The organism is Streptomyces sp. NPDC001851 (assembly GCF_040297165.1).
GTDB lineage: Bacteria > Actinomycetota > Actinomycetes > Streptomycetales > Streptomycetaceae > Streptomyces.
Genome location: NZ_JBEOYR010000015.1, coordinates 106,732 through 127,449, shown reverse-complemented (window position 1 = coordinate 127,449; position 20,718 = coordinate 106,732). Strand labels below are relative to the sequence as shown.

Annotated in this window: 16 protein-coding genes; 8 read left to right on the top strand and 8 right to left on the bottom strand. The window is 73.6% G+C overall.

The window, feature by feature from the left end:
• Positions 1-199: 199 nt before the first annotated feature.
• From ABT171_RS23195 to ABT171_RS23170, 6 genes are all read left to right on the top strand, one after another.
• Entirely contained in the window at positions 200-1,381 is a 1,182-nt protein-coding gene (locus ABT171_RS23195; protein WP_351246683.1) for an FAD-dependent oxidoreductase, read from the top strand.
• 133 nt (positions 1,382-1,514) lie between these two features.
• Positions 1,515-3,305, top strand: coding sequence for an RICIN domain-containing protein (locus ABT171_RS23190; RefSeq protein ID WP_351246681.1), 1,791 nt, complete (start codon positions 1,515-1,517; stop codon positions 3,303-3,305).
• A 30-nt stretch (positions 3,306-3,335) separates the two neighbouring features.
• Complete coding sequence (locus tag ABT171_RS23185; protein WP_351246679.1) at positions 3,336-4,151, top strand: inositol monophosphatase family protein; 816 nt, start codon at positions 3,336-3,338, stop codon at positions 4,149-4,151.
• Positions 4,152-4,195: 44 nt separating this feature from the next.
• On the top strand, positions 4,196-5,551 hold the full coding sequence (locus ABT171_RS23180; RefSeq protein ID WP_351246677.1) for an FAD-binding protein: 1,356 nt from the start codon (positions 4,196-4,198) through the stop codon (positions 5,549-5,551).
• A gap of 122 nt (positions 5,552-5,673) precedes the next feature.
• Entirely contained in the window at positions 5,674-7,137 is a 1,464-nt protein-coding gene (locus ABT171_RS23175) for an aminotransferase class I/II-fold pyridoxal phosphate-dependent enzyme (protein WP_351246675.1), read from the top strand.
• 412 nt (positions 7,138-7,549) lie between these two features.
• Complete coding sequence (locus ABT171_RS23170; protein WP_351246673.1) at positions 7,550-9,829, top strand: catalase; 2,280 nt, start codon at positions 7,550-7,552, stop codon at positions 9,827-9,829.
• 27 nt (positions 9,830-9,856) lie between these two features.
• On the opposite strand, the gene ABT171_RS23165 is transcribed toward ABT171_RS23170, so the two are convergent.
• The 7 genes from ABT171_RS23165 to ABT171_RS23135 all read right to left on the bottom strand — a co-directional run bounded on the left by ABT171_RS23165 (position 9,857) and on the right by ABT171_RS23135 (position 17,503).
• Entirely contained in the window at positions 9,857-11,533 is a 1,677-nt protein-coding gene (locus ABT171_RS23165) for a PP2C family protein-serine/threonine phosphatase (protein ID WP_351246671.1), read from the bottom strand.
• Entirely contained in the window at positions 11,517-12,575 is a 1,059-nt protein-coding gene (locus tag ABT171_RS23160) for a SpoIIE family protein phosphatase (protein WP_351246669.1), read from the bottom strand. Before ABT171_RS23160 ends, ABT171_RS23165 begins: the two co-directional genes overlap by 17 nt.
• Entirely contained in the window at positions 12,572-13,018 is a 447-nt protein-coding gene (locus tag ABT171_RS23155; RefSeq protein ID WP_351246667.1) for an ATP-binding protein, read from the bottom strand. The genes ABT171_RS23160 and ABT171_RS23155 overlap by 4 nt, the downstream gene beginning before the upstream one ends.
• Positions 13,018-13,398, bottom strand: a complete 381-nt coding sequence (locus ABT171_RS23150; RefSeq protein WP_351246665.1) for an STAS domain-containing protein — start codon at positions 13,396-13,398, stop codon at positions 13,018-13,020. Before ABT171_RS23150 ends, ABT171_RS23155 begins: the two co-directional genes overlap by 1 nt.
• Complete coding sequence (locus ABT171_RS23145) at positions 13,395-14,288, bottom strand: STAS domain-containing protein (RefSeq protein WP_351246848.1); 894 nt, start codon at positions 14,286-14,288, stop codon at positions 13,395-13,397. Before ABT171_RS23145 ends, ABT171_RS23150 begins: the two co-directional genes overlap by 4 nt.
• 432 nt (positions 14,289-14,720) lie before the next feature.
• Positions 14,721-15,902, bottom strand: a complete 1,182-nt coding sequence (locus ABT171_RS23140) for an acyltransferase family protein (RefSeq protein WP_351246664.1) — start codon at positions 15,900-15,902, stop codon at positions 14,721-14,723.
• Between the two features lie 482 nt (positions 15,903-16,384).
• On the bottom strand, positions 16,385-17,503 hold the full coding sequence (locus ABT171_RS23135) for an FAD-dependent oxidoreductase (protein WP_351246662.1): 1,119 nt from the start codon (positions 17,501-17,503) through the stop codon (positions 16,385-16,387).
• 53 nt (positions 17,504-17,556) lie between these two features.
• Between ABT171_RS23135 and ABT171_RS23130 the strand changes: the two genes are divergently transcribed.
• A complete protein-coding gene (locus ABT171_RS23130) occupies positions 17,557-18,249 on the top strand; it encodes a TetR/AcrR family transcriptional regulator (protein ID WP_351246660.1) in 693 nt (230 codons plus the stop codon).
• 105 nt (positions 18,250-18,354) lie between these two features.
• Here ABT171_RS23130 and ABT171_RS23125 read toward each other — a convergent pair whose 3' ends face one another.
• A complete protein-coding gene (locus ABT171_RS23125) occupies positions 18,355-19,347 on the bottom strand; it encodes a hypothetical protein (protein ID WP_351246658.1) in 993 nt (330 codons plus the stop codon).
• 167 nt (positions 19,348-19,514) lie between these two features.
• Here ABT171_RS23125 and ABT171_RS23120 point away from each other — a divergent pair, with 167 nt between their 5' ends.
• Positions 19,515-20,669 (top strand): glycoside hydrolase family 113 protein, encoded by a 1,155-nt coding sequence (locus ABT171_RS23120; protein WP_351246656.1) that lies wholly within the window; start codon positions 19,515-19,517, stop codon positions 20,667-20,669.
• The last annotated feature ends 49 nt before the right edge of the window (positions 20,670-20,718 follow it).

Here is a 20,718-nt window from a genome sequence, read left to right as displayed (position 1 = left end):
TCAGGAACCCGTCATTCAGGGGGCGCTCGTTGGCACAGCACCGGCGGCCGCGTCCCTCGGGAACGCCCGGCACGCCGGCTCCACCGTCCCCCGGTCCCCTCGCCGCCCTGATCCTGTCCGGATCCCGGCCCCGGGCCCCGCGCCGGCCCGTCCCATGCCCTTGGATGGTCACGACCACTGTCGGCGCGAGGAGCGGCACTTGAGCGGGACGGATCCGACGAAAGCACTGGTGATCGGCGGCGGCATCGCGGGGACCGCGGCCGCGCTCGGGCTGCACAAGGCCGGACACGACGTCACCGTCTACGAGGCACACCCCGACACGGCCGAGGACATCGGCGCGTTCCTGACCCTGGCGAGCAACGGCATGCGCGCCCTGGCCCAGCTCGACGCCGCGGACGCCGTCACCACCGTCGGTTTTCCGCTGACTTCCCTGCGGCTGCTCGACAGCCGGGGAACCGAGCTGGCGCACACCCCGCTCGGCGAGATGACCGACCCGGACCTGCGGTACCGCTGTCTGCGCCGCGGCGAACTGCTCGCGGCCCTGCAGGGCGCGGCGGTCCGGCGCGGCATCCGCCTGCGCCACGGCGCCCGGCTCACCGACGTCACGGACGGCCCGCACGGCGTCACCGCCCGGTTCGCCGACGGCAGCACCGCACGGGCGGACCTCGTCGTCGGAGCCGACGGGCTGAACTCCACCGTGCGCCGGATCCTCACCCCCGGTGTCCGGCCCGCATACGCCGGCCAGCGGGTCTTCTACGGCTACAGCGGCGCCGCACCCGGCACGGGCGGCACCGGTGTCATCACCATGGTCCGGGGCAGCGAGGCCGCCTTCGGACACGCGGTGTCCCCGACCGGGCAGACGTACTGGTTCGCCCGCGTGAGCACCGAACCCCTGCCCGCCGGGGAAGCCGCGCGGCGCGCCCCGTGGCGCGAGGAGCTGCTGCCGCTGCTGCGCAAGGACGCCACCCCCGCCGCGGACATCGTCGCCGCGTCCGAGGGCCCCGTGATGGTCACCAACGCCACCGAGATGCCGCTCGGCGCGGTGTGGCGGAGGGGGCGCACCCTGCTCATCGGCGACGCCGCCCACGCGGCCTCCCCGGCGACCGGCCAGGGCGCTTCGATGGCCCTGGAGGACGCCGTCGTCCTCGCCAAGGCGCTGCGCGATCTGCCCGATGCGCAGGCCGCGTTCGCCGCCTACGAACGGCACCGCCGCCCGCGCGTGGAGCACAACATCACGGTCAGCGGCGGCATCTCCCGCGGCACCCGCACCCCCTCGCGCCCCTCGCCCGTCATGGCCCGTCCCGCGGAGCCGGACGAGGCGCTGATCCGCCAACTGGCCTGGGACATCGTGCTGCCCGCCGCCCCGCCCGAGCGGCCCTGACCGGCGCACCCGGCGGACGTACCCGCGCGAAAGTGCAAGAGGCGGAGCACCGGAGTCCATTGCCGAGGGAAGCCGGGGGCCGGATCGTGCCGTGCAAGCGGCCCTTCGGCACCAAGGAGCACAGTTGCGACTCTTGAGCAGAACAGGCGGCGCCCTGGCGGTGTTCACGACGACGGCCGCCCTGGTCCTGGGCGGCGGCCCCGCGTCCCCGGCATCGGCCCAGGCCCCCGCCGACGCCACCTACACCGTGACCGTGGGGACCCCGGTACCCTTCACCCACCCCACGGACACCCCCGCCAGTCCCTACCTCGACCGGGACGGCACCTTCCACTACCAGCAGTCCGCCGCGCTGTACGGCGCCGAGGACCCCCGCACCTGGGACTTCTACACCGGCAAGGACTTCGACACCGCCGCGTTCGACAAGACCCTGAGCGAGGCGGTGGACCCCGCCAATCCCGCCGACCGCAACGACGACACCACCTGGCGCTGCGACAACAGCCCCACCGGCCGCGAGGCGACGTACGCCCCGAGCGGCTCCCGCTACGCCCACAAGAACTACTGCGACCTGTCCGGAGTGTGGGTCGACCCCGACACCGGTGCCTGGTACGGCCTGGTGCACAACGAGTTCACCCCGCAGCCCTTCGGCGACGGACTGCACTACGACGCGGTCGACTACGCCGTCTCCACCGACAGGGGCCGCACCTGGACCGTCAAGGACCACGTGATCACGTCCCCGTACAGCACCAGGCGCGGGGACACCGCGGCCTTCCCGAACCAGACGTACTCCTACGGCGACGGCGACCAGCGCCTCTTCGCCGACACCGCCTCCGGCTACTTCTACGTCTACTACGGCTCCCGGATCATCGACAAGAGCGGCGGCTGGAAGGCGTTCTACGAGCACGTGGCCCGTGCCCCGATCTCCGCCAAGATGGCGCCCGGCTCCTGGCGCAAGTGGTACGACGGCTCCTGGTCGCAGCCCGGCACCGGCGGCAAGGAGAGCGACATCGTCCCCGTCGACGCCGCCCACCCCACCGGCTACGTCCCCGCCTCCGCCGAGTACGACCCGGCCAACACCGGTACCGCCGCCGAGCAGATCGCGGCCGGGAAGATGCCCCCGACCTCGCCGCTGTTCGTCATGAACATCGCCTACGACGCCCATCTCGGGCTGTACATCGGCACTCCCCAGGCCGTCGACCAGAGCGGGAACTCACCGCAGTACCTCTACGCCACCGACGACCTGACGACGCAGAAGTGGCACCTCATCGGGGACACCGGCGGCTACACCACCGCCTCCTGGTACCGGTGGTTCCTGGACGGCGCCAACCGCACCGGCTCCGCGATCGTCGGCAGGTCCTTCCGCTCCTACTGCTCCTTCGGCTGCTCGCACGACGCCTCGGGCGAGTACGTCGACATCACCGTCGACACCGGGAAGCCCGCGGCCGCGCCCGTGGAAACCGGCCGGGCCTACCGCATCGCCGGCGGCGCCGGCCGGATCCTCGCCCAGACCCCGGGCAGCTCCGCCACGACGTCCCGGGCCGGGCCCACCGGCTCGGCCCGGGAGTCCTGGATCTTCATGCCGACCGGTGACGGTGCCTTCACCGTCACCAACGCCGCGAGCGGCCGGCTGCTCGGCGTCGACTCCACGAAGAGGGCCGGCCGGGCCTGGGGCACCAGGCCGACGGTCACGCCGGCACCGGGCGGCCGGCCGGCCGTCGGACAACAGTGGTTCCTGCTCCCGAACGCGTCCGCCGCCGGCACCTACCGCCTGGTCAACCGCTACAGCGGCCTCGTGCTCGGCCTCTCCGGCCGGCGCGCCGAGACCACCCCGCCGCGCAACTGGACCGACACCAGCGGCAGTCCGGTCGGCGGCGGACGGACCGCGGCCCAGCAGATCCTGTCCTTCTCGCCGACCGGGAGGTACTGACACCGTCGGCGCTCCGCGTAGTCTGCGCGTATGCCGATCATCAACGGGGAATCCGACGCCCGCCTGGCCCTGACCGCGGCCCAGGCGGGTGCCGCCGTGGTCCGTGACCTCTACGGCAGCCCGCTCGCACGCCACGACAAGTCCGCCGGTGACTTCGCGACCGAGGCGGACCTCGCGGCCGAGCGGGCCATCCTGGACGTGCTGCGCGCCGCCCGGCCCGACGACGCCGTGACCGGCGAGGAGAGCGGCCGTTCGGGCGCCGCCGACGCCCACCGCCGCTGGCTCGTCGACCCCCTGTGCGGCACCCTCAACTACGCCGTGCGGAACATGCTCGTCGGCGTGAACGTCGCCCTGCGCGAGGGGACCGCGATCACGGCCGCCGCGACCGCCGACCCGTTCAGCGGCGAGGTGTTCTGGACCGACGGCGACACGGCGTGGGTCCGCCGGGACGGCGCGGACGAGCGGCTGACGCCCTCGGCCGGGTCCGCGCTGGTGGACGTGAACCTCGACCCGCCGTTCCCCCACGCGCCCGGTTTCCAGGCGGTCCGCCTCCTCGCCGACCCGGGCTTCGCCGAGCGCTTCCGGCCCCGGGTGATCTCCAGCACCCTCGCCGTGGCCTGGGTCGCCGCCGGCCGCCGGGCCGCCTACGTCACCGACGGCGACCTGCGCGACAGCGTGCACTTCGCGGCCGGCATCGCCCTGTGCCGGGCGGCCGACTGCACGGTCACCGGTCTGCACGGCGAGCCCGTGCTCACCGGCGCGGACGGGCTCGTCGCGGCGGCCGACGCGGACACGCACGCCGCCCTGCTCGACCTCGTCAAGAGCCAGTCGGCACAGGGCAGTTGACGGCGACCTCGACGCACGCCGGGCCCGTCTGATGTGATTCCGGCATGACGACGGCCCACGACCTCGCCGCCCGCTTCGGCCCGGCCCTGGACACCCGCCCGGAGATCCTCCAGGAGGCCGCCCAGGACTTCGGGCACCTCGTGCGGACCGAGCCGCTCGGTGTCCTGCGCCCCCGGTCCGCCACCGAGATCAAGGACCTGCTGGAGTTCGCCGGGCCCCGGGGCATCCCGGTGAGCGCGCGCGGCGGCGGACACTCGATGTACGGCCAGGGCCAGGCGGACGGCGGGATCGTACTGGACCTGCGGTCGCTGAACCGGGTCGGTCCCGTGACGGACGGCCAACTGACCGTCCAGGCGGGCGCCTTGTGGCGGGAGGTACTGGCCGCCACCCTGCCGCACGGCCGCACCCCGGCGGTCCTCACCGACTACCTCGGCGCGGGAGTCGGCGGTGTCCTGTCGGCGGGCGGACTCGGCGGCGCGACCCACCGGCACGGCCTGGTCGCGGACCAGGTCCTGGAACTGGAGGTGGTGACCGGAGCGGGCGAACACCGGGTCTGCTCACCCGCCCGGCACCCCGAGCTGTTCCACGCCGTGCTGGCCGGTCTCGGCCAGTGCGCCGTCATCGTGTCCGCCACCCTGCGCCTGGTCCCCGCGCCCGACCGGGTGCGCCGCTACTGCCTGTACTACACCGACCTCGCCCGCTGCCTCACCGACCAGCGGCGGCTCGCCGAGGAGCAGCGCTTCCCCTATCTGGAGGGCCAGGTCCGGCCGAGCGGGGAGCAAGACTGGCAGTACATGATCGAGGCCGTGGCCCCGCACGACGGCCCGTACCCGCCCGACGACAGCACCCTGCTCGCCGGGCTCTCGTACGAGCCCGCGGCCCTGGAGGCGGAGGATCTCGGATACGGCGAGTTCGCGCATCGCGTGGACACGGACGAGGAGGTCCTGCGGGCGACGGGGGAGTGGCTGCACCCGCACCCCTGGCTCAATCTCCTGCTGCCGCCCGACAGCGCCGAGCACGTCGTCCGTGCCGTACTCGCCGACGCGGCCTTCCGCGACCTGCGGGACACCGGCCTCGTCCTGCTGTACCCGGTGCTCTCCAGCCGGCTGCGCGCGCCCTTCTTTAGCCGCCCGTCCGGTGAAGTCCTCCATCTCTTCGCCCCGTTGCGCACGGCTCCGCCCGGCAGCCCCGAGACGGTCGCGGCGATGGTGGCCGCCAACCGTGCCGCGTACCAACTCGCGCGGTCCCGGGGCGCCGTCGCCTATCCCGTCAACGCCCTTCCGCTGTCGGACGCCGACTGGCGGGACCACTACGGCAGCCGCTGGCCGGCCTTCGCCGAGGCCAAGCACCGCTACGACCCGCATCTCATCCTGGGCCGGGGACACGGGCTGCGATTCTGAGGCTGTACGGCCGTGAGGGCTTGGTTTCCGAGGGGGCAGTTGTGGGGGAGGGGATCAAGGGGTTTCGAGCGGGCGGCGAGTGCAACACGGACGGTGCACCCGACCGGCTCAGGAGGCCCGCCATGGACCACTCGCGCGCACCCGTACTCGAGGCTCTGGAGGAGTTCCGGCGGCGAGGAGACGTGGTGTTCGGACCGCCGGGACACAAACAGGGCCGCGGCACCGACCCCCGGGTCGCCGACGTCCTCGGCATCGACGTCTTCCGCTCCGACGTACTGACCCTCAACGGCCTGGACGACCGACGGCAGTCCCAGGGCGTGCTGGAACAGGCGCAGGAGCTGATGGCCGACGCGGTCGGCGCCGAGCACGCCTTCTTCTCCACCTGCGGCAGCTCCCTGTCCGTGAAGACCGCGATGTGCTCGGTCGCGGGCCCGGGGGAGAAGCTGCTGCTGTCCCGCAACGCGCACAAGTCGGTCATCGCGGCGGTGATCATCAACGGTGTGGAGCCGGTCTGGGTCCACCCGAAGTTCGACCCCGAGCGGCACCTGGCCCATCCGCCGGAGCCCGACGACGTCCGCGACCGGCTGCGCGAGCACCCCGACGCCAAGGGCATGCTGCTGATCACCCCCACCGACTGGGGCACCTGCGCCGACATCCGGGGCGTCGCCGACGCCTGCCACGCCTACGACGTACCGCTCATCGTGGACGAGGCCTGGGGTGCCCATCTGCCCTTCCACCCGGACCTGCCGGCCTGGGGCATGGACGCCGACGCCGACCTGGTCGTCACCAGCGTCCACAAGATGGGCGGCGCCATCGAGCAGAGCTCGGTGTTCCACCTCCAGCACGACCGGGTGGCACCCGAGGTGCTCAAGCAGCGCGAGGACCTGCTCGGCACCACCAGCGCCTCCTGTCTGGTGTACGGCGCCCTGGACGGCTGGCGGCGGCAGATGGCCGAGCAGGGCCACGAGCTGCTGGATCGGGCCGTCCACCGGGCCGAGCGGATCCGGGCGGCACTGCGTGAACTGCCGGGGCTGCGGGTGATGGGCGGCGAGGTCATCGAGGAGGGTCTCGCGGCCGAGTTCGACCCGATGAAGATCGTCATCGATGTCCGCGACCTCGGCATCAGCGGTATGCAGGCGGCCGAATGGCTGCGGGCCGACCGGCACGTCGACGTGGGGGGCTCGGACACCTGCCGGATCAGCGCCTCCATCACGTACGCCGACGACGACGAGACCGAGAAGATCCTGCTGGACTCCGTGCGCTCCCTGGTGGAGAACGCCGGTGCGCTGGAGCGGCGGCCCGCCGTCCGGCTGCCCGAGCCGCACGTGCTCGAACTCGAACAGGCCGTCCTGCCGCGCGAGGCGTTCTTCGGGCCCGCCGAACAGGTGCCCGCCGAACGGGCCGCGGGCCGGATCGCCGCCGAGATGATCAGCCCCTATCCGCCCGGCGTACCCGTCGTGGCGCCCGGCGAGGTGATCACGCAGGAGGTGCTGGAGTACCTGCGCAGCGGAGTCGAGCACGGCTTCCTCATCGCCGACGCGGCGGATCCGTCACTGAAGACCATCCGGGTCACGACCCACCCGTGACCGGGCCTCCCGAACTGCGGGAGCCGGGGGCAGCGCCTAAGGTGGCGGTGCGGGCGGCCGGGTGCTTGCCTGCTCGGGTCAAGAAGCCGGCCCTCCTGGCGAAGACAGCCTCGGCAGGGGGCACTTGGCCCTGCTCACCAGTCCCCGGGTCCGGGTGGACGCGTCCGGCGGGCCAGCCGTCCCGGCTACTCGATGGGAGACGGCCCGACTTCACCCCGACCGGAAATCCTCCGCGATTGCCGGTTTCGGACGCACCGGCCCGGGGACCTCGGTACGAGGCCGTGCCCCCCTCTGCGTTTTCTCCTGATGTGTTCGTGTGCCGGCCGTATGCCCGGGTGTGGCCACCGCGGGTCGGACACCCCGCCTCACCGGTGCCGGGCCCGCCCCCGTGACCAGCGAAGGAATGGTGGAGATGAGCGAGACGAACCCGCTGAAACGAGCGGCGGACAAGGTGACGGACGCCCTCCGGGGCGACGGCGCGGGCCCGGAGGACGGCATCCCCGGCAAGCCCGGTCCCCGCACGCCGTCGCTCGCCGAGCCGACCGAACCCCATGAGCCGCTCCCGCCCAAGCCCGACCAGACCGGCCCCGACACCGTCTCGCCCACCGGCCAGCCCACCGGCGCCGACCAGGCCCGGATGGCGCAGAGCGGCAGCTATCTGACCAACGCCCAGGGCACCCGGCTGCACGACACGGACCACTCGCTCAAGGCGGGACCCCGTGGTCCCGTGCTCCTGCAGGACCACCACCTGCGGGAGAAGATCACGCACTTCGACCACGAACGCATCCCCGAGCGCGTCGTCCACGCCCGCGGTGCCGCGGCGCACGGGGTCTTCCGCAGCTACGGCACGGCCGCGAACGTGACCAAGGCGGCCTTCCTCGCCGAGGACGTGGAGACCCCGGTGTTCGTCCGCTTCTCCACCGTGCTCGGCTCCCGGGGCTCGGCCGACACCGTCCGGGACACCCGCGGCTTCGCGACGAAGTTCTACACCAGCGAGGGCGTCTTCGACCTGGTCGGCAACAACATCCCGGTCTTCTTCATCCAGGACGCGATCAAGTTCCCGGACGTCGTGCACGCCGCCAAACCGCAACCCGACCGGGAGATCCCGCAGGCGCAGAGCGCCCACGACACCTTCTGGGACTTCGTCACCCTGCACACCGAGGCCACCCACCACACCCTGTGGAACATGTCCGACCGGGGCATCCCGCGCTCGTACCGCACGATGGAGGGTTTCGGCATCCACACCTTCCGCCTGGTCGACGCCGACGGCGGGACGACCCTGGTGAAGTTCCACTGGAAGCCGAAGCTCGGTGTCCACTCGCTGGTGTGGGAGGAGGCGCAGATCATCAACGGTGTCGACCCGGACTTCCACCGCCGGGACCTCGCCGACGCCATCGAGGCCGGGGCGTACCCCGAGTGGGAGTTCGGCATCCAGACCTTCCCCGACACCCCCGACCAGACGTTCGAGGGCATCGACCTGCTGGACCCGACGAACATCGTCCCCGAGGAACTCGCCCCCGTGCAGCCCATCGGACTGCTCACCCTCGACCGAAACCCCTCCAACTTCTTCGCCGAGACCGAGCAGGTCGCCTTCCACCCGGGCCACCTCGTCCCCGGCATCGACATCACCGACGACCCGCTGCTGTCCGGGCGCCTGTTCTCCTACCTGGACACCCAGATCACCCGCCTCGGCGGCCCCAACTTCGCGCAGATCCCGGTCAACCGGCCGCACGCCCCCGTCAACGACATGCTGCGCGACGGCATGCACCAGACGGCCGTGCACCGGGGCGCGGCCCCCTACCGGCCCAACTCGCTCGACGGCGGCTGCCCGTTCACGGCCGGCGCCGGCACGGGAGCGTTCGTCGAGACTCCGGTACGGGTGCCGGAGGCGACCAAGGTCCGCGAGGCGCCGGCGTCGTTCGACGACCACTTCAGCCAGCCGCGCCGGTTCTGGCTCAGCATGAGCCCCGTGGAGCGCGAGCACATCATCGGCGCCTACACCTTCGAACTCGCCAAGTGCTACGAACAGGCCATCAGGGAACGGGCGTTGCAGGTGCTGGCGAACATCGACCCCGAGCTGTGCGCGGGCGTCGCCACCGGCCTCGGCCTGCCCGCGCCGCAGCCCACCGTGCCCCTGGCCGACGTCGCGCCCAGCCCCGCCCTGTCCCAGGTCGGGCACACCTGGCCCACCGACGGCCGGATCATCGGCATCGTCACCGGGCCCGACGGCGACCTGGACGGCGTACGGGCCGTACGCCAGGAGGTGCTGGACGGCGGCATGGTCCCGCTGGTCGTCGCGCCGACGGGCGGCACCCTCGGCACCGGCGAGGACGCGCTGAACGTGCAGCGGACCTACGCCACGGCACGCTCCGTGGAGTTCGACGCCCTGCTGGTGGCCGGCACCCCGGGGGTAGGCGCCGACGCGTACGGCGCCCGCGACGCCAAGGCGGGCCTGCCCGCCGCCCGGGAAGGCACCCCGGACCCGCGCGTGGGCCTGCTGCTGGCGGAGGCGTACCGGCACGGCAAGGCCATCGGCGCCGCCAAGGGCGCCCAGAGCGCGCTGGAGGCGGCCGGTATCCCCCTCGACGCGCCCGGTGTGATCGCCGGCGACGGCGCCACGACGGTCTTCCAGCAGCTCGCCCAGCTCCTCGGCTCCCACCGGGTGTGGGACCGTTTCCCGTCCACCGCCTGACGCCCGCGTCAACCGGCGCGCGGCTGGTCAGGTCCCGGTGGTGCGGCAGAGCAGCAGGCAGATGTCGTCGTCGTGTTCGGAGTCGTACAGCATCGGCTTCAGCAGCGAGTCGGCCGCGGTCTCCAGGTCCTCCAGCTCCGCCGGGGCGAGCGCGCCCATGGCCCCCGCCAGCCGCTCGATGCCCGCGTCGATACCGGCGGACCGCCGCTCCACCAGCCCGTCCGTGTACAGCGCGAGCGTCGAGCCCGCGGGCAGCTCGACGGTGTCCTCCTCGTACTCGAACGGCACCGGGACGCCCAGCATGATCCCCGGTCTGGCCTCCAGCACCCGCACCTCACCGTCGGGCCCGCGTACGACGGCCGGCGGATGCCCGGCGGCCGCGCACACCGCCCGGGGATCCCCGGGCGTGACCCGGACGATGGCACAGGTCGCGTACAGCTCCGGCTGCTGGTGGCGGAGCATGCGGTGCAGCAGCGTGAGGATACGGGCGGGCCCGTTGCCCTCGACGGCGTACGCGCGCAGTGCGGTGCGCAGCTGGCCCATGATGACCGCCGCCCGCAGCCCGTGCCCCGTGACGTCCCCTATCACCGCCAGCACACTGCCGTCGGGCTGCGGGAAGGCGTCGTACCAGTCGCCGCCGATGTTCATCCCGTGCGTGGCCGGCAGATAGCGCGCGGCGAGCGCCAGGCCCGGTGTGGCCGGCAGGTCGGTGAGCTGGGCGCGCTGCAGTTCCTCGGCGACGTTGCGGTGCTGCTGGTACTGGCGGGCGTTGTCCAGCGCGATGCCCGCCCGCCGGGCGAGCTCGACCAGCATCACCGTGGTGTCCGGGTCGAAACGGTCGCCGTGCGCGGCCAGGGTCAGCACACCCTGGACCGCGCGCACGCCGAGCGGCAGACACAGCAGCGGACGGTCCGGGGACAGCGCCGAGGCCGGCAGGTCGTCCACCCCCGGCAGTCCGCCCGGCCGCGGGCCCGCGTGCTGCGGCCGGCCGGTGCGGGCCGCCGTCACCGAGGCCGCCGCCCGCTCCGCCGGGGGCGTCCGCTCGTCGTCCACGAGCCAGACGTCGACCTGCCGGGCGTACTCCGGGACCAGCAGCTCCGGCAGCCGGCGCAGGATGTCCTCGTGGTCCAGCGAGGCGTTCAGGGCGGCGCTGGCATCGGCGAGGAAGGTCAGCTGCCGCCGGGCGTTCTCCGCCTCGGCGCGGGCCGCCCGCTCGGCGTCGAGCAGCTCCCGCTGGGCCAGCGCCGCGGCCTCCAGCTCGGCGTGCAGGGCGAGTACACCCTGGTTGGTCTGGTGCAGCTCCTCCCGGTGGAAGCGGATCAGCTCCTCCGTCTCCGCCAGGTGCGCGAGCACGGCGGACGTGTCCTCGTCGGCGTCCAGGAGGGCCTCGGCGAGCCGGGTGCCGTCGAAGTCGCCGGGCCGGGGCAGCGGCCCGGCGACGGGGGTGGGGCAGGCGAGGGTGCGCTGCCACGGCTCGGCCCCGCGCAGCAGCACCTGCAGGGTGCCGTCGGCGTGGACGGTCACGGTCAGCTCCACGCGGACCCCGTCCCGGCAGGGCCGCAGCCGGGCGCCGAGCGCGGTCAGGAAGCGGGCCCGGTCCAGCGCGGGCACCGCGGCGTCCGCGGTGAGCCGCGCCAGCAGGGCACGGGCGCGGGCCGCGTCGGCGGCACAGGCGAGGGTCCAGGTGTCAGAGACGGCTGTCATGGGTGCTGGTCCGGCGGTCGGGGGCCAGTACGGCCACGCTGGTGTCGTCGCGTACGGGGCGGGCGGGGCTGCTGGCGTCGCGCAGGACGGCCGCGGCCAGCACCGCGGGGTCCTGGCCGAGCAGCCGGGGATCGTCCGGCGGCGTCCACCGGCTGGGCAGCCCGTCACTGTGCAGCACGAGCAGACTGTCCGGGTGCCACGGCATCCGGCGCACGGGGAGGTGGGCCGGGAAGTACGCCCCGACGATCCCCGGACGGGAGAGGAGGGACGTCCAGCCCTCCCGGGTACGCAGCCGGGCGCCGGCGTTCCCGACCCCGGCGAAGCCGAGTTCCGCGCGTTCGGTGTCCAGCTGGGCCACGGCGACCGCCGCGCCGCGGGTCGGCCGCAGCGCCGTGTGCAGCCGGCGCAGGATCTCGCCGGGCGGCAGGTGCGCCGCCCGGTGCAGCTCCGCCACCGCGGTCGCGGACGCGTGCGCGGCCTTGGGGCCGTGCCCCAGACCGTCCGCGAGGAGCAGGGTCAGCAGGGCGCCGGAGCGCGCCCAGCTCCAGGCGTCACCGCACTGCCCGGCCTCGGCCAGCGAGACGCAGATCCCGCCCGCCGGTACCTGCGCCGCGGGCGTCCCGCGCCTGCGGCGCTCCGGGTCGAACCGGGCCGTCGCCACCGTGCCGCGGCCCGGCGCGCTGTACAGGTGGAAGGCGTCGGCGCTGCGCAGACAGCTGCCCAGACCGGCGCCGAGGGAGACCCCGGCGGTGGTGTAGCCGTCCCGCAGCGCCGTGGGGACGTCGGCGATGCCCGGCCCGTGGTCGAGCGAGAAGAGCTGCACCGACACACCCGGACCGCCGGCCGGCGGCCCGACGAGATTGACCACCATCCGGCCGCCGCCCGCGTGCCTGAGCAGATTGGTGGCCAGCTCGGTGGCGACGAGTTCGGCGGCCGCGGTCCGCGGGCCGAGGGCCGCCTGCGCGCATGCCTCCCGGGCGGCCGTGCGGGCATCGCGTACCCGCGTGGAGTCGCCCACCGGTACCTCCCACACCCGCCTCATCCCGCCCCCTTTCGCGACGAGGGAACCTGCGTCACCCAGGCGACGGCCGTGACGGTCGTGCCCCGGCCGGGCTCGGTGTCCACGGCGAACTCGTGCACCAGCCGCTTGGCACCGCTCAGACCGAGGCCGAGACCGCCTCCGGTGGTGTAGCCGTCGGTCATGGCCAGCTCCAGATCGCGGATTCCGGGGCCGCTGTCGGTGAAGCACATCCGCAGGCCCCGGCTGCGGCCGTTGTCCAGCGGCGTGATCTCCGCCCGGCCGCCGCCGCCGTGCACCAGCGTGTTGCGGGCCAGCTCGCTCGCCGCCGTGACCAGCTTGGTCTGCTGGACGAGCCCGAAGCCCAGCTGGGCCGCGCACCGCCGCACCTGCTGCCGCACCCAGGCCAGATCCGCGTCCGAGCCGATGGGCAGGCTGGTCGCGGACGCCTGGCCGGATGCCTTCATCACGTCCCCCTCCGGGCCAGCAGTTCCAGGGCGCGGTCGACGTCGAGCGCGGTGACCAGACCGGGCAGGGCGAGCCCCAGCTCCACGAGCGTGATCGCCACGGCGGGCCGCATCCCGGCCAGGACCGTACGGGCCGCCAGCAGCCGGGCCGTGGAGGCGATCTCGGCGAGCACCCGGCCGAGGAACGAGTCGACGACGTCCACCCCGGAGATGTCGAGCACCACGCCGGTCACCCGGCTGGCGGCGATGCGGCTGCTGATGTCCTGCTGCAGCTGTTCGGCCATGCCGTCGTGCAGTTCGCCCTGGAGCGAGACGAGCAGGACGTCGCCCACGGCGAGCACCGGGACCGGGGCCGGCTGACCGGGAGTGGGCTGGTTCACCGCGCACTCGCACCCGCGTCCGCACGGGAGACCTCGATGCCCTGCCGGACCAGTGCGTAGGCGAGGGCGTCGGCCAGCGAGGCACGGGTGAGCACCGAGCCGAGGTCGATGCCCAGCTGCACGATCGTCTGTGCGATGGCCGGACGGATGCCGGAGACGATGCACTCGGCGCCCATCAGCCGCGCGGCGGCCACCGTCTTCATCAGATGCTGGGCGACGAGCGAGTCGACCGTCGGCACGCCGGTGATGTCCAGGATGGCGAACCGGGCGCGCTGCTCGACGATGGCCTCCAGCAGCGACTCCATGACGACCTGGCTGCGGGCGCTGTCCAGCGTCCCGATCAGCGGGACGGCGACCGTGCCCTCCCACAGCTTGATGACCGGGGTGGCGACTTCGAGCAGCTGCTGCCGCTGGCGCTCGATCAGCTCCGCGTTCGCGTCCAGCGCCGTCTCCATCACCACCAGGCGCAGCGTGCCCACCAGCAGGGTCAGCGCCAGCACGCTCTCCTGGGCCTGCGGGGCCGCGGCATCGGGAAACTCCTCGCGCAGCAACTCCACGGCGGGGACCCGCAGTCCGGCCACCTCGTCGGCGATCTGGGACGGGGCCGAGCCGGTGAGGGCCAGGGACTGCGTCATGCGCCCCAGCTGGTCGCGCACCGGCGCGAACCCGGGTGCCGTGATGTCCTCCAGACGCCCGCTCACCGCCACCTCGGACAGGGAGTCCACGACGGCCTTGCAGGCCTCCACCGCCTCGTCGCGGGAGACGGTGAAGACCGAGCGGAACAAGGGCGCGTCGGCCCAGCGCTGGGCGATCTGCTCCCGGCGCCGCTCCAGGAAGGAACTCACCACCTGTGGCGCCGATGCGGCCATGTCCTGCGCGGGCACTCCCATCGTCTCCTTTCGCATATCGGTCCAACTCCCTTGGTCTAGGGACAACTCGGCATCACGGGCGCGTCGGCCCGGCGGCGGACGCCACCGGGCCGGTGCCGGTGGGCCGACTACCCCGAATCACGCCGGACTCTCCCGGCTGTTGCCGACGTCACCCGTGCGTGCGATCCGGCCGGGAACTCCCGCGAGGACGCGGAGCAGGACGTACGGTACGAGGACTTCCGGCCGGCACTCCCGGCCTCCGGCCGGGGGGACCCTCGGAGCACGCACCGGACACCGCTCCTTGACGGGCGAACGTCGCCACCGGGGCACTGGCACGCGTTCCAGCTTTCACGATGCCCAGAACCGGGAGGCGAGCAGGAAGGAGCACCTGATCGCAGGCTCGGCCACCTTTCGCTCCGCCTGCCGGGCGCCCGGGACGGCCGGGGAGCCCGCTCAGTCCCGTGCCGCGGCCGGTGCCTCGCCGCGTGCCTCCACCCGGTCCGGCTGGGGCGTGGGGCGGCGGCGCCGGCGCAGCAGCAGACGTCTCGCCGGGCACTCCACCGCCTCGTACAGGACCCAGGACAGTCCGAGCGAGAGGGAGAACGCGACCGTGGTGACGGCCAGTCCCGCGAGCAGCCCGAAGTGCGGCTTCGTCCCGAGCAGCTCGGTGCCGGCGCGCAGCACCAGCAGGTGGATCATGTAGAAGGCGAACGACAGTTCACCGAGCCGTACCAGCCGCCTGCGCCGCCACAGCGAGGGCAGCCCCTGGACGTCCGCGACCGCCGCGGCCGGGATGAGCAGTGCGAACCCGACGATGGTGCACGCGGTCGCGGAGTAGCCGGGCGTGACCTGCGGGACGAGGAAGTAGCCGATGATCGCCAGGGCGAGCGACGCCTCAAGACCGGGCCCGCGCCACCGGCCGAGCAGCACCAGCCGCGCGGTGACCGCGCCGAGGACGAACTCCGGCAGCCGGGCCGCGGGGAAGGAGTACAGCGGATACGTCCACCAGTGGTGGGCGTCCGCCCAGGCCAGCACCACGACTGCCGCCACCGACAGCGTGCCGAGCGCGGCCGAGGCGCGCGCGCCGAGCCGGCGCAGCAGCAGGAACAGCAGGGGGAAGGAGGCGTAGAAGAACGCCTCACAGGCGAGCGACCAGCTGACCGGGTTCAGCGTCTGCCACCAGGGGCGCCACCAGGAGTGGAGCAGCAAAAGGTTGGACAGGGCCTGTTTCGGCGTCGGCCTCGGCTGGTGCGCCAGCGAGTAGGCCATGACGAGGGCGACGGCCAGGGTGACCAGGTGCACCGGGTAGACGCGCGCGATGCGCCGCCGCCAGAAGGCGAGCGCGCGGTCGCGGGGTCGCGCCGACCAGGTCAGTACGAAGCCGGACAGTACGAAGAAGAAGGACACCCCGGTGGCACCGGCACCGAAGCCCCAGGTCACGAGGCGGGCGCTGGTGCCTCCGAAATAGCCGAAGTTGTTCACGTGCAGTCCGAACACCAGGAGCGCCGCCATCCACCGCAGTCCCGTCAGGGACGGCAGGGAGGGCATGGCGGTGGCCGGGGAATCCCTGGCGGTCGTCTCGCCGGTACGGGCGGGCGGCGTCGTCCGGAGCGCCCGGGTCGTCGCCGTGGTCATCAAATCACCTGCCGCAGAGGGTTGGCGTGGGGCATGAAGGGGTATCTTGCCCTGTCACCCCTGGTCCATCACGTCACATGGCAAACATCACACTCGCTGCCGAACGACGGACCCTCCCGGATGCCACGGACGGCCGGGCTGGGTGCACCCGTTCGAGTGAACCCTGCCCACCGCCTTGATCGGCCGTCGGCCCACCGTACACGAAGCGGTGACGCCTTCCTCACCGCCACCGGCCGGCCCACGCCGGCAGTGACCGCTGTCCGCCAACTCGGCGCAGTCGTCGGCGACTCCAGGCAGAGGAACAGGCCCCCCGCCCGGCCCCGCCGGAGTCACCCGGTCGGCCCGCGTGTCCCGGGCCGGTCGACCGTTGCGGTCAAGCTGCTGTGCGCTTGGGCGCGTTGACGAGCTGATCCCGCGTCACCTTGGACCGGCCCCCGGGGAGGAGGATCGCACCGGTTCGCCGGTGCTCCCGCGCTGGGCGGTCAGGACGGCTGGACCTGGTCGAAGAGGGCGAGGGCCTGGGCGGGGTCCGGGCTCACGAGGCGTTCCAGACCGGCCGTCGTGATCTTCGCCCACCTGGCGGCCCGTGCCCACATCCGTTCCTCGAAGGCGCGGACGGTCTCGTCCAGATCTGCGGGTTCGGTGGCGATGGACTCGGCGAGTTCGGCGCCTTCCAGCATCGCGAGGTTCGCGCCCGCGCCCAACGGGGGCATCAGGTGGGCGGCGTCGCCCAGGAGCGTCACCCCGGGGGCATGGGTCCAGGTGTGGGACACGGGCAGGACGTGGAGGGGGCGGTGGATGAACGCGGTGCCGCTGCGGAGGAGGTCGAGGACGGGCGCGGCCCAGCCGTCGAACAGCGCCAGCAGGCTCGATCGCACGGCCTCGGCGTCGGCCAGGTCCAGGTGTGCGTGCCAGTCCAGCGGTGCGCGGAACTGGGCGTACACCTTGACATGGCCGCCCGCGTTGCGTTGGGCGACGAGCTTTCGGTTCACGCCGTACACGGCCACCGAGCCGTCGCCGATCAGCCGGGCGAGGTCGGGGTGGCGGGTGTCGACGTCGTCGAGGGAGGTCTCGACCGAGGTGACGCCGGTGTAGTGCGGCGTCACCGGCGAGACCGCCGGGCGCACCCGGGACCAGGCGCCGTCGGCGCCGACCACGAGGTCGAACGCCTCCTGTCGCCCGTCGGTGAAACGCACCAGTACGCCGTCCCGAGTCCCGGGCACCACCTGCGTCACGCCCCGGCCCCACTGGACGTCGAGAGGGCCGAGCAGCAGGTCACGGAGTTGCCCGCGGTCGATCTCGGGATTGGCCCGGTCGTCCGGACGGGGTCGCCAGTCGCGCAGGACGGTCCCGTCGGTGTCCAGGATGCGCATGGCCTGCCCCTCGGGACGGGACAGCGCCTGGAACCCGGCCAGCAGCCCCGCCTTGTCCAGCGCGAGCTGACCCAGCCCTTCGTGCAGGTCCAGCGTGCCGCCCGGGGGGCGGGCGTCGGGGGCGGGATCGCGTTCGAGGACGGTGACGGGGTGGCCGTGGCGGTGCAGGACACGGGCGAGGGTGAGCCCGGCGGGGCCGGCTCCGACCACGGCGATACGATGTCTCATGTCGATACACTGTATTTCTGCAATACGATGCATCGCAAGAGAACGGTGTGACCATGACTGTCTGGGACCGGCCGGAGCCGGCGAATCGCCCCGTGCCGCTCGACCGGGAGCGGATCGTCGCCGCCGCCATCGCGCTGGCCGACGAGGGCGGGCTGGACGCGGTGTCGTTGCGCAAGGTCGCCGCCCGGCTGAACGCCGGCCCGATGCGGCTGTACGGATACATCTCCACCAAGGAGGAGCTGTTCGACCTCATGGCGGACGAGGTCCAGGCCGAGATTCTCCCCGAGGAGCAGTCCGGTGACTGGCGGGAGGCGCTGCGCGTCCTCGCCCACCGCACCAGGCAGGCCGCCCTCCGCCACGAATGGCTCGCCGACCTGCTCGGCGGCCGCCCGGCCCTGGGCCCGAACGGCCTCGCCGTGACCGAGGCCAAGCTGGCCGCCCTCGACGGCCTCGCCGGCATCGACACCGTCATGCGCGCCGTGGAGACGGTCAGCGCCTACGTCACCGGCGCGATCAGGCGCGAGATCGCGAACCTGCGGGCCGAGCGCGCCACGGGCCTGTCCAAGCGCGACTGGCAGCGCGCCTCCGGCCCGCACGTGACGAGGATGCTGGCCACGGGCCGCTTCCCGGCGCTGACCAAAGCCGTGTACGACGGCACGGACGTGGACGCCGGGACATCCTTCGCGACCGGCCTGGACTGGGTCCTCGACGCCGTGGCCGCCAGACTCACCCGGCCGCCGGGGTGACGCCCAGCCCTCGCCGCATGCCCATCCGCTGCGGATCCGGTCCGAGGTGCCGCGCTGGAGCCGGCGGCGCTCCTCGCCTCCTCCTGCGCGGCGTCCGTCCTGGTGCTACCTGGTGACCAGCCGGTGTGCGGGGCCCGCGGACGCACGGGCCGCCCGGTCCGCCGTCGTCTCGGCGTGCCGCCGGGCCCGCCGTACGGCGCGGTCGGCCTGCCGGGCCCGCTCGCGCGCCGCCTGCTCGTCCGTACGCGCCCGCCGCTGCTCCTCCTCGGCGTCCCGCAGCTCCGCGCGCAGCGCACGCACCCGCCGCTCCGCACCGGCCACCCGGCCGCCGGCCTCCTCCGCCTCCCGTTCGGCGGCCCGGGCCTCCGCCTCGCAGGCGCGCAGGTCCCGCTCGGCGTCACGGGCGGCTCGGCGAGCCTCGGCGAGACGCCGCCGGTGTGCCGGCTCGTCCTCGCGCTCCTCCCCCTTGCCGCGCTTCCCGGCCGCCCCGCGTCCGTCGGTCGTCCCGCCCCTGGTGTCCTGCGTTCCCGTCGTGCGTGCGCGGGTCTCCTCGGCCTCGGCGCGCTGCTTGGCTCCGGCCGCCGACGGGGCGGTGGGGCGGCGTTCGAGGGCCGCCTCGTCGGTTTCCGGAAACCCGAACGTGGAGCTGAGGGGCTTCACGAGCCGTCCCGCCGCCCACTCCCGGGCGGCCTCCGGATCGGCGAGCACGGCGTGCAGGGTTTCCTCGACCTCGCGCTGGACGCCCTCGCCCACCGGATGCCCGGCCTGCGCCGCCAGCCGCCGGGCCTGCCGCCCGAGCGTGCCGATCACCTCGCCCTGCCGACGGGCGAGCCTGCGCAGCTGCGGGCCGTCCAGTTCACGATGGGCCCGCCGCAGCTCCTCGCCGAGGGCCAGCAGAGGTTCGACCTCCTCCCGCCGCCGGCGTACGAGCAGATTGCTGGCCCAGGCTCCCAGGCTCGGCCGCCGCAACGCGCCGATCTGCCGGGCCAGAGCCTGGTCACCGGCCTTGCGGGCGTCCAGGGCGCGACGAGCACGGGCGGCGACGAAGTCCTCCGGCCGCAGTCCGTACAGCTCGTCGGCGACGGCGTCCAGGTCCACCAGCGCCCCTCTCGACGGCCGCCTTCGGGGTCGGAGTCCGAGTTCCTCACTCCGAGGGGTTCATGTGACAGGGCCACCCTTCGGCGCCGGACGGCCACCCTTCGGCCCGTCGCCGTAGACCGTCGGCGGATGGTTCCGGGGCGGCCGGGCCCGGCAGGGTGGCCCGTATGCAGAGGAGCAAGGGGATCAAGCGCGCACAGTTCCTGGCCGGCCTGGCGTCCGCGGGCCTGGCCGCGACCGTGCTGCCGTCGGGCGAGGCCCGCGCCGCGCAGGGCGGACCGCGCCGAGGGCCGCGTCGCGGACTGCACCACCACGGCGTCGTGTACACGGTGGGCGCGGGGGAGACGCCGGGCACGGCCTTCAGCGCCGCCCGGATGCGGGAGGACATCCGGGTCATCCGCGACGAACTGTACGCCGACACCGTCGATGTGACGGGAGACGGCGTGGAACGGCTCACGGCCACCGCCGCCGAAGCGGCCGAACGGGGACTGCGGGTCTGGCTCCAGCCGACCCTCGGCGACGTCCCGGAACGCGACATCCTGGAACACCTGGCCGAGACCGGCCGGTTCGCGGAGCGGCTGCGCCGGCAGGGGGCGGCCGTGGACCTCAGCGTGGGCTGCGAGTTCTGGCTGTTCGTGCCCGGGATCGTCCCCGGCGACACCGTCTTCGAACGCATCCGGAACCTGCTCGACGGCAAGGTGGACCCCGCCGCGATGCAGCGCCGCCTGGACCGGTTCACGGCGCGGGCGGCCGCGGTCGGGCGGTCCGTCTTCCACGGCCGGCTGAGCTACGCCGCCGCGCAGGACGACAAGGTCGACTGGCGCCTCTTCGACATCGTGGGCATCGACTACTACTCGTACTTCCCCCGCCAGGCCGACTACACAAGGGAGTTGAGGCGCTATCTGCGCTGGGGCAAACCGCTGGCCATCACCGAGTTCGGCACCTGCGCCTACGTCGGGGCGCCCCGGACCGGCGGCATGGGCTGGGACGTCGTCGACTACGACAGCAAACCCCCGGAGATCAAGGGTGACCTGGTCCGCAGCGAGCGCACCCAGGCGACCTACCTGATGCACCTGCTCGACGCCTTCTCCTCGATGGACCTGTACGCGGCGATGGCCTTCGAGTTCGTGACCCCTGACGCCCCGCACCGCCCGGACGACCCGCGCCACGACCTCGACCTGGCGAGCTACGCCCTCACCAAGACCCTCAAGGATCACCCGGACGACCCCGCCTCGGGCTGGCACTGGGAACCGAAGGAGGCCTTCCACGCCCTGGCCCGCCGATACCGGTACGCCCGCACCACCGGCCGGCCCACCGGCTGACCCGGCGTCGGCCCGAACGCCGCCGGAGCGCAGGGGGGCATCCCGCGCG

Excerpts from the sequence above, each read along its gene's own strand:
- ABT171_RS23145 (WP_351246848.1), bottom strand. The coding sequence starts at position 14,288 with ATGGGAGTGCCCGCGCAGGACATGGCCGCATCGGCGCCACAGGTGGTG.
- ABT171_RS23160 (WP_351246669.1), bottom strand. The coding sequence starts at position 12,575 with ATGAGGCGGGTGTGGGAGGTACCGGTGGGCGACTCCACGCGGGTACGC.
- ABT171_RS23185 (WP_351246679.1), top strand. The coding sequence starts at position 3,336 with ATGCCGATCATCAACGGGGAATCCGACGCCCGCCTGGCCCTGACCGCG.
- ABT171_RS23155 (WP_351246667.1), bottom strand. The coding sequence starts at position 13,018 with ATGAAGGCATCCGGCCAGGCGTCCGCGACCAGCCTGCCCATCGGCTCG.
- ABT171_RS23170 (WP_351246673.1), top strand. The coding sequence starts at position 7,550 with ATGAGCGAGACGAACCCGCTGAAACGAGCGGCGGACAAGGTGACGGAC.
- ABT171_RS23180 (WP_351246677.1), top strand. The coding sequence starts at position 4,196 with ATGACGACGGCCCACGACCTCGCCGCCCGCTTCGGCCCGGCCCTGGAC.
- ABT171_RS23165 (WP_351246671.1), bottom strand. The coding sequence starts at position 11,533 with ATGACAGCCGTCTCTGACACCTGGACCCTCGCCTGTGCCGCCGACGCG.
- ABT171_RS23135 (WP_351246662.1), bottom strand. The coding sequence starts at position 17,503 with ATGAGACATCGTATCGCCGTGGTCGGAGCCGGCCCCGCCGGGCTCACC.
- ABT171_RS23175 (WP_351246675.1), top strand. The coding sequence starts at position 5,674 with ATGGACCACTCGCGCGCACCCGTACTCGAGGCTCTGGAGGAGTTCCGG.
- ABT171_RS23120 (WP_351246656.1), top strand. The coding sequence starts at position 19,515 with ATGCAGAGGAGCAAGGGGATCAAGCGCGCACAGTTCCTGGCCGGCCTG.
- ABT171_RS23140 (WP_351246664.1), bottom strand. The coding sequence starts at position 15,902 with ATGACCACGGCGACGACCCGGGCGCTCCGGACGACGCCGCCCGCCCGT.
- ABT171_RS23130 (WP_351246660.1), top strand. The coding sequence starts at position 17,557 with ATGACTGTCTGGGACCGGCCGGAGCCGGCGAATCGCCCCGTGCCGCTC.